Source organism: Novosphingobium ovatum (genome assembly GCF_009909235.1).
Classification (GTDB): domain Bacteria; phylum Pseudomonadota; class Alphaproteobacteria; order Sphingomonadales; family Sphingomonadaceae; genus Novosphingobium; species Novosphingobium ovatum.
On sequence record NZ_JAAAPO010000003.1, the window covers coordinates 421561 to 429501 of the forward strand.

At 66.7% G+C, this 7941-nt stretch carries 9 protein-coding genes; 7 read left to right on the top strand and 2 right to left on the bottom strand.

Going from position 1 to position 7941, the window contains the following annotated elements; genetic code table 11:
- The first annotated feature begins 37 nt into the window (after positions 1 to 37).
- The 6 genes from nagZ (at position 38) to tatC (ending at position 4224) form a co-directional block, all read left to right on the top strand.
- Positions 38 to 1081 carry a beta-N-acetylhexosaminidase gene (gene nagZ, locus GTZ99_RS09600; protein ID WP_161718215.1) on the top strand — a complete coding sequence of 348 codons (1044 nt, stop codon included), beginning with the start codon at positions 38 to 40 and terminating at the stop codon, positions 1079 to 1081.
- A complete protein-coding gene (locus GTZ99_RS09605; RefSeq protein ID WP_161718217.1) occupies positions 1078 to 1854 on the top strand; it encodes a segregation and condensation protein A in 777 nt (258 codons plus the stop codon). The genes nagZ and GTZ99_RS09605 overlap by 4 nt, the downstream gene beginning before the upstream one ends.
- On the top strand, positions 1851 to 2492 hold the full coding sequence (gene scpB, locus GTZ99_RS09610; RefSeq protein ID WP_161718219.1) for an SMC-Scp complex subunit ScpB: 642 nt from the start codon (positions 1851 to 1853) through the stop codon (positions 2490 to 2492). Before GTZ99_RS09605 ends, scpB begins: the two co-directional genes overlap by 4 nt.
- A 115-nt stretch (positions 2493 to 2607) precedes the next feature.
- Entirely contained in the window at positions 2608 to 2850 is a 243-nt protein-coding gene (locus GTZ99_RS09615; protein WP_161718221.1) for a twin-arginine translocase TatA/TatE family subunit, read from the top strand.
- Positions 2851 to 2895: 45 nt separating this feature from the next.
- Entirely contained in the window at positions 2896 to 3372 is a 477-nt protein-coding gene (gene tatB / locus GTZ99_RS09620) for a Sec-independent protein translocase protein TatB (protein ID WP_161718223.1), read from the top strand.
- A gap of 45 nt (positions 3373 to 3417) precedes the next feature.
- Complete coding sequence (gene tatC / locus GTZ99_RS09625; protein WP_161718225.1) at positions 3418 to 4224, top strand: twin-arginine translocase subunit TatC; 807 nt, start codon at positions 3418 to 3420, stop codon at positions 4222 to 4224.
- Between the two features lie 7 nt (positions 4225 to 4231).
- Here tatC and GTZ99_RS09630 read toward each other — a convergent pair whose 3' ends face one another.
- On the bottom strand, positions 4232 to 5356 hold the full coding sequence (locus GTZ99_RS09630) for an amidohydrolase family protein (RefSeq protein ID WP_161718227.1): 1125 nt from the start codon (positions 5354 to 5356) through the stop codon (positions 4232 to 4234).
- Positions 5353 to 6297, bottom strand: coding sequence for an NAD(P)-dependent oxidoreductase (locus tag GTZ99_RS09635; protein WP_161718229.1), 945 nt, complete (start codon positions 6295 to 6297; stop codon positions 5353 to 5355). The genes GTZ99_RS09630 and GTZ99_RS09635 overlap by 4 nt, the downstream gene beginning before the upstream one ends.
- Positions 6298 to 6436: 139 nt before the next feature.
- Here GTZ99_RS09635 and GTZ99_RS09640 point away from each other — a divergent pair, with 139 nt between their 5' ends.
- Complete coding sequence (locus GTZ99_RS09640) at positions 6437 to 7690, top strand: threonine ammonia-lyase (RefSeq protein ID WP_161718230.1); 1254 nt, start codon at positions 6437 to 6439, stop codon at positions 7688 to 7690.
- Positions 7691 to 7941 lie beyond the last annotated feature (251 nt).

The following is a 7941-nucleotide window of genomic DNA, read 5'->3' on the forward strand; positions in this document are numbered from 1 at the left end:
CTTGCCCAAATGCCGCCGATAATGGCAAGGATGGGCGATGATACCGGTGATTTTCGGCCTTTCGGGCCTGACCCTGACGGCGGATGAGCGCGCCTTTTTCCGTGATGCGGACCCGGCGGGCTATATCCTGTTTGGCCGCAACGTGCAGACCCGCGCGCAATTGCGTGCACTGACGGATGAGTTGCGGGCGATCCATGGGCGGTCGGACCTGTTCATCTGCATCGACCAAGAGGGCGGCCGTGTCGCCCGGATGAAGGCGCCCGAATGGCCCAAATACCCCGCTGGTGAGCCTTTTGCGCGGGCGTGGGACGTGGCCCCCGCGACAGCGATTGCGGCGGCGCGGGCGAACGCGCATGCGCTGGGGCTGGATTTGGCCGAGGTGGGGATTACGGTCGATTGCTGGCCTTCGCTGGATGTGCGCACGCCGGGCGCGCATGACGTGATCGGTGACCGCGCGCTGGGTGAGGAACCGCGCCGGGTGGCGGCGCTGGGGCGGGCGATTCTGGACGGGTTGGCCTCGGCCGGGGTGGCCGGGTGCATCAAACACATCCCCGGACACGGCCGCGCCATGGCTGACAGCCACAAGGAATTGCCCACCGTCGACGTCCCCGCCGCGCAGTTGGAGCAGGACATTGCCCCGTTCCGCGCATTGTGCCGCGAATCGCCCTTCAAGCCGACCATCGGCATGACCAGCCACATCCTGTTCCCCGCATGGGACGCAGCATGGCCCGCGACGCAAAGCCCGTCGATCGTGGCGGATATCATCCGGGGCGAGATCGGCTTTGACGGGCTGTTGCTGACGGACGACATCGATATGCAGGCTTTGTCTGGTTCGATCCCCGAACGGGGCGCGCGGGCGCTGGCTGCGGGTTGTGACATCGTGCTGAATTGCTGGGCAAAGATGGAGGATATGGTGGGGTTGGCCCACGCCTGTCCCGACATGCCCGATGGCGCGGCGGCGCGTTTGGCGCGGGCGCTGGCCGATACGCGGGTGGCCTTGCGCGGGGATCCGGCGTTGCAGGCAGAGCTGATCGCGCGGCGCGATGCGTTGCTGGCGCAGGCGGTGCCGCAACCGGCATGAGCGAGCCTGCCGCCCTGACGCCGCCCGCCGACGCGCCCGCAGAGGGGCGCTTGGTGGTGGCGCTGGACGGGTGGGAGGGGCCGCTGGACCTGTTGCTGGATCTGGCGCGGCGGCAAAAGGTGGATCTGCGCCGCCTGTCGATCCTGCAACTGGTTGACCAATATCTGGCCTTTATCAACGCGGCAGAGGCGTTGCAGCTGGAGGTGGCGGCCGATTATCTGGTGATGGCGGCGTGGCTGGCCTACCTGAAATCAGCCATGCTGTTGCCCAAGGAAGAGCAGGAAGACCCCAGCCCCGAGGAAATGGCGCTGCGGCTGCAATTGCGGCTGCAACGGTTGCAGGCCATGCGCGAGGCGGCGGCGCGGCTGATGGCGCGCGACCGGTTGGGCCGCGATGTGTTCGCGCGCGGCGCGCCCGAAGGCCTGCGCGTGGACAAGCGGGCGCAGTGGCAATGTGAATTGTTCGATCTGATTCAAGCCTATGGTCAGGTAAAGGTGCGCACAGCGCCGGTGGTGCACATGGTGCGCGATCGCATGGTGATGACGCTGGATTCGGCGTTGGCGCGGGTGTCATCGATGCTGGGCGTGACGCTGGACTGGATGGAGTTGCGCGATTTTCTGCCCGGTTACGGGGGCGAGTGGGCCGATCCACGTCTGCGCCGCTCGGCATTGGCCAGCAGTTTTGTCGCGGCGCTGGAACTGGCCAAACAGGGCAAGGCCGAGATCGTGCAGCACGAGACCTTTGGCCCGTTGCATGTGCGGGGGGTACGATGATGGACGAGTTGACGCGCGCGGTGGAGGCCAGCCTGTTTGCCGCAACCGAACCGATGAGCGCCGAGGCTTTGGCCGCGCATCTGGGGGCGATGGCGCCAGGGCCGGGGGCGGTGCGCGCGGCCTTGGCGGCGTTGGCCCAGCATTACGCCGGGCGTGGGGTGCAATTGGTGGAGCGAGGGCGGCGTTGGCATTTCCAGACCGCGCCCGACATGGCGCATCTGTTGCGCCGCGCGCATGAGGAACCGCGCCGCCTGTCGCGCGCCGCCACAGAGGCATTGGCGATCATCGCCTATCACGAGCCGGTCAGCCGCGCCGAGATCGAGGCGATTCGCGGGGTGCAGACCGCCAAGGGCACGATCGACGTTTTGCTGGAGGCGGGCTGGGTGCGCATTGCCGGGCGGCGCGAGGTGCCGGGGCGGCCGGTGATCTATGCGACGACTCCCGCGTTTCTGGCGCATTTCGGGCTGGAGGCGCGGCGCGACCTGCCCGGACTGGAGGAATTGCGCGCGACCGGCCTGCTGGAGCCGGTGGACAGCGCGCTGGAATCGCTGATGGGCGGGGGCGAGGCAACGTCCGAACCGGACGAAAACGCCCCCGATGCGGCAGGGCGCCCGGCGATTCCCATGACCGACAGGTGAAAATCGGCGCAATGTCTGGCGCGCGGCGTGGAAAGTGCCTAAATATGTGCCGGAGAAAGCCTTGCGCTGCGCTCGCTCGGCGGGCAAACAGCGGCAAGTTTAGGAGTTAAGCGTCATGGGTTTCGGGTCTGTCTGGCACTGGGTGATTGTGCTGATCGTTGTACTGGTGCTGTTCGGGCGCGGTCGCGTGTCCGAAATCATGGGCGATTTTGGCAAGGGTATCAAAAGCTTCAAGGAAGGCATGGCTGACGAGGCCAAGGCCGCTGACGCGCCGCCGCCGCCTGCTGCGCAAATCCCGGCCCAGCCCGCAGCTCCGGTGGAGCCGCAGACCACCACCGACGCCACCAAGCAATCGTAAACGCGGCGCGACCAGCAGCGGCATTGACCAGAACGGGACGCGCGCGTGTTTCTTGATATTGCTCCATCCGAATTCCTGCTGACGGCCGTGGTGGCGGTGGTGGTGATCGGGCCAAAGGACATGCCGCGTGCCATGCGCGGCGTTGGCCGCTGGATCGCCAAGGTGCGGCGCGTGTCGGGCCATTTCCGCAGCGGCATTGAAACCATGATCCGCGAGGCGGAGATGGAGGATATGGAGAAGAAGTGGCGCGAGCAGAACGAGGCGATCATGAAAACGCATCCGCCTGCCGCGACCTTGGCTGAACCGGCCGCTTTGCCGGCGGGGGATGCGGCGGTGGCGCAGGCTATGGCGGCCGATCCGGGCTATGCCCCGATGCCCCAGCCCGAACATATGGCGGCCGATCATGTGGTGGCCGACGCCGTCCCGGCCGAGATTGCCGCCCACGCCCCCACCGCGCCTCTGGCCGAGGGGGAGGCCAAGCCCGCGACCGCAAGCCCGATTCCGGGGGCGGGTCCGGCGTGATGCGCCGCGCCACCTCTTTCACATTGCAGGTACAGAGCCGCCAGCATGGCCTTTGAAATCAAGGATATCGACGACACGCAGGCGCCGCTGCTGGATCATCTGATCGAGCTGCGCGGGCGTTTGATGCGCTGTATCGGCGCGCTGGCGGTGGGGTTTGCCATCAGCCTGTATTTCGTCGACGACATTTTGGGGATGTTGGTGCGCCCCTTGCGCGATGCCTATCCCAATGGTGAGGCGGGCAAGCTGGTCTATACCAAGCTGTATGAGGCGTTTTTTGTCGAGCTGAAGGTGGCGCTGTTCGCCGGTTTCCTGCTCAGCTTTCCGGTGATCGCCAACCAATTGTGGGCCTTTGTCGCGCCGGGCCTGTATGCCAAGGAAAAGAAGGCGTTTCTGCCGTTTCTGCTGGCCACGCCGGTGCTGTTTTCGGCCGGTGCCGCGCTGGCCTATTTCGTGGTGATGCCCACCGCCTTCCACTGGATGCTGGGTTTTCAGGGCGCGCGCGGCGGCATGCAGATCGAGGCGCTGCCCAATGTCGGTGACTATCTGGGGCTGGTGATGCAGTTCATCCTGGCCTTCGGGATCAGCTTTCTGCTGCCGGTTTTGCTGCTGCTGCTCAACCGCGCCGGCATCGTCAGCCGCACCCAATTGGCCGAGGCGCGCCGCTATGTGATCGTTGGGATCACCGTGCTGGCCGCCGTCCTGACGCCGCCCGATGTCGGATCGCAATTGATGCTGGCGGTGCCGCTGTGGCTGTTGTTCGAAGGCTCGCTGGTGGTGATGTGGTTTGGCGAAAAACGCGCCGCGCGTGAGGCGCAGGTGCCCGCCGTCGTTACCGAACCGGAACTGCCGTAACCGCCGATCAGGGGGCGCGCTCGGCAGCCTGCCAGACGCGCACTCCGCCGATCCATGTCGAGAGCAGGCGCAGCGAGGCGCCGGGCTGGAATGGATCGCCCTCTGCCAACAGAAAGTCCGCCATCAGCCCCGGCGCGATGCGGCCCAGCCGCGCTTCGGCCATGGCGGCATGGGCGGCCTGCGCGGTGCGGGTGGGCAGTGTTGCCGCGTTCACCCCATCGGGCAGCGTTTCGACTGGTGGCGCAGGTTCCACTCGCCAGCGGCGGTCCCCCTGATAGGTCTGGGCCAATTCGACGATCGCGGCATCGGCAATCGCCTGCGCGCCCGGCTCGGCGGCCAGCACGGCGGGCTGGAAATGGTCCATCGCGGCGCGGCTCATCATGTTTTTCAACTGCACATCGCTGATCGCGCCAGCGGGCAGGGCAGGGACAGGGGCGACCCGCGCGACGCCGCGTACCGGCTTTGCCACAGGCCGCGCTACCGGCGGCGGCATCACCCGCGCCCCAACCCACAGCCCGCCCATGTACAGCCGGTCCTGATACAGCCAAGGCGTGGGCCCGGGGCCGCCGATCAGGATCATGTTGGCCAGCCCATCGGCATAGGACACCACCCGCAGCCGCAGCCGCCCGGCGTCGCCCGCGCGGCGATAGGTCTGCCAATCCTCGATCGTGGTGCCCATGTCGACCACGGTGGTGATCCCGCGCGCCAGCAAGGCGGGCTGGATCGTGCCCAATGCGGTGTCGCGGTCCTCTGGCCGAGGGTTGGGCATGGGGGCGGGCACGGCCACGCCGCCGACCGACACCGCGCTATCCTGCGCCGCAGCAGGCAGCAACAGGCGCAGACCCGCCGGGATCAGCCGCATGGGCGGGCTGATCAGACCGGGCAACATCGTCGCGCCCTTGGCATCCAGAATATAGTCGGGGCGGGCAGGGCGCGGATCGCCCGCGCGCAGCACTTGCACAATGCGCCCCTGATCGGACACCACCACCCCGGTAAAGCGCATGGCATTGCCCGACAGGTCATAGGTCACGCCGTTGACATGGTCGATCAGCGTATCGGCATGGGCGGGGGCGGCGCAGATCAGCGCTGTCACCACCGCCAGGGCCGAAACCGGCCCCAGACGCAGCCTCATTTCCCGCCCTTGCGCGGCAGGCGGCGGATCAGCGCCGAGGTGTCCTGACGCCCGCCGCCCAGCGCCTGAATATCGGCATAGAACTGATCGACCAGCGCCGTTACCGGCAGCGACAGGCCAAGCCCGCGCCCTTCGTCCAGCGCCAGCCCCAGATCCTTGCGCATCCAGTCCACCGCAAAGCCAAAGTCAAAACTGTCGGTCGCCATCGTCTGCCAGCGGTTGTCCATCTGCCAGCTTTGCGCCGCCCCGCCAGAGATCGCCTCATACACCTTGTCCAGATCCAGATGCTCGGCCTGCGCCAGACGCAGCGCCTCGGACAGGCCGGCGATGATGCTGGCGATGCAGATCTGGTTGGCCATCTTGGTGGCTTGGCCCGTCCCGGCCTTGCCCACATGGACGATCCGCCGGGCATAGGCGCGCATCACCGGGGTCGCCTGCGCGATCGCGTCGGCCCGCCCGCCACACATCAGCGTCAGCGTCCCCGCCTCGGCCCCGGCCTGCGCGCCGGTCATGGGGGCGTCGACGCAATGCACCTCCTTGTCGCGCGCCTCGACCGCGATCTGGCGGGCGATGCGGGCCGATACGGTGGTGTGGTCGATGAACACGCCGCCCTTGGGCAAGGTGGTGAACACCCCCTGCGGGCCCAGCACGACATCGGCCAGATCATCGTCATTGCCAACGCAGGTGATCACCACCTCGGCGTTCTGGGCGGCTTCGGCAGGGTTGTTGGCGATGGCCGCGTTCAGATGGGGGTTGGCCTCGCGCCATTTGGTCAGGCGGGCGGGGGTGCGGTTATACAGCGTCAGGACATGGCCCGCATTGCCCAGATGGCGCGCGATCGGCCCGCCCATCACGCCCAGCCCGATCACCGCGATGCGGCGCGGCTGGACAGGGGCATCGGTGGCGGCGGGTTCGGCGGCGGGCGAGGTCTGATTGGTCATGGCGGTCCTTTTAACCGCTTTGCCGGATTTGCAAACCGGCCAATCGCGCGATCGCGGATCGGCATCGCACGATGCTGGCCCCGTGCGGGTGCAAGGGGCGCTTTCTTACTGTCCGCTTTTCGGCTAGGGGCAGCCGATCATGACGCAGAACAGCAACGATCTCGCCACGGCTGTGGAACCGGCCCGTTTGACCATCGATGACGTGCGTGCGGCCGCCGGCCGTATCGCGGGCAAGGTGGTGCGCACCACGACCGAACATTCGCGCACTTTGTCAAAGATTTGCGGCTGCGAGATTTGGCTCAAGTTTGAAAACCTGCAATTTACCGCCGCCTATAAGGAGCGCGGGGCGCTGAACGCGCTGTTGCACTTGACCCAAGAGCAGCGCGCGCGCGGCGTGATCGCGGCCAGCGCTGGCAACCACGCGCAGGGGTTGAGCTATCACGGCACCCGTCTGGGCGTGCCCGTCACCATCGTCATGCCCAAGCCCACCCCCACGGTAAAGGTCATGCAGACCGAGAGCGTGGGCGGCAAGGTGGTGCTGGAGGGCGAGACCTTTGACGAGGCCTATGCCTATGCCCGCGCCATGGAAAAGCAGTTGGGCCTGACCTTTGTCCATCCGTTTGACGAGGCGGCCGTGGCCGCCGGGCAGGGCACCGTCGCGCTGGAAATGCTGGAAGATGTGCCCGAACTGGATATGCTGGTGCTGCCGGTGGGCGGTGGCGGGCTGTCGACCGGCATGGGCACGGCGGCGCGCGCCATCCGCCCGGACATCGGCCTGATCGGGGTTGAGGCGGAACTGTACCCCTCGATGTACAACCTGCTCAAGGGCACCAGCTATCCCATCGGTGGCGACACGCTGGCCGAGGGCATCGCGGTCAAGGAGCCGGGGCAGTACACCTCGGCGCATCTGGCCGATCTGCTGGACGATTTCGTGCTGGTCAGCGAATCGGCGCTGGAACACGCGCTGGCGCTGTTGCTGAACATTGAAAAGACCGTGGTCGAGGGCGCGGGCGCGGCTGGTCTGGCTGCCGTGCTGTCGCACCCGCACCTGTTTGCCGGGCGCAAGGTGGGCATCGTCCTGTCGGGTGGCAATATCGATCAGCGCTTGCTGGCCAATGTGTTGCTGCGCGATCTGGCGCGGTCGGGCCGTCTGGCGCGGCTGCGGCTGACGTTGCAGGACCGCCCCGGCGCCCTGTTCAAGGTGGTCGAGGAATTCAACCAGCATCAGGTGAACATCATCGAGGTCTATCACCAGCGCATCTTTACCCACCTGCCTGCCAAGGGCCTGACCGCCGACATCGAATGCGAGGCCCGCGATGGCGAGCAGATCGACGCGTTGGTCAAGGCGCTGCGGGCCAAGGGCTATGAGGTGGTGCAGGCCGAATTGAACTGACGCGCGGCCGGGACGGCAACCCGATCCCGGCCATACGTTAACACATACGTAGAGCGCATGTCCGGGAATGGGGCGCGCGCCAACACGGCGCTCCCCGATCCGCGCCAGATCGCGATTTTGCCAAGACAGATGCGTCCAGATATTGGTTAATACCCTTTTACACGGCATAGGGTATCGGCATATTCGCAGACAAGTGAGAGCGGCCCGCCACGGCAGGCCGCCGCCACGCCAGAACATTCGCCCATAAGGAT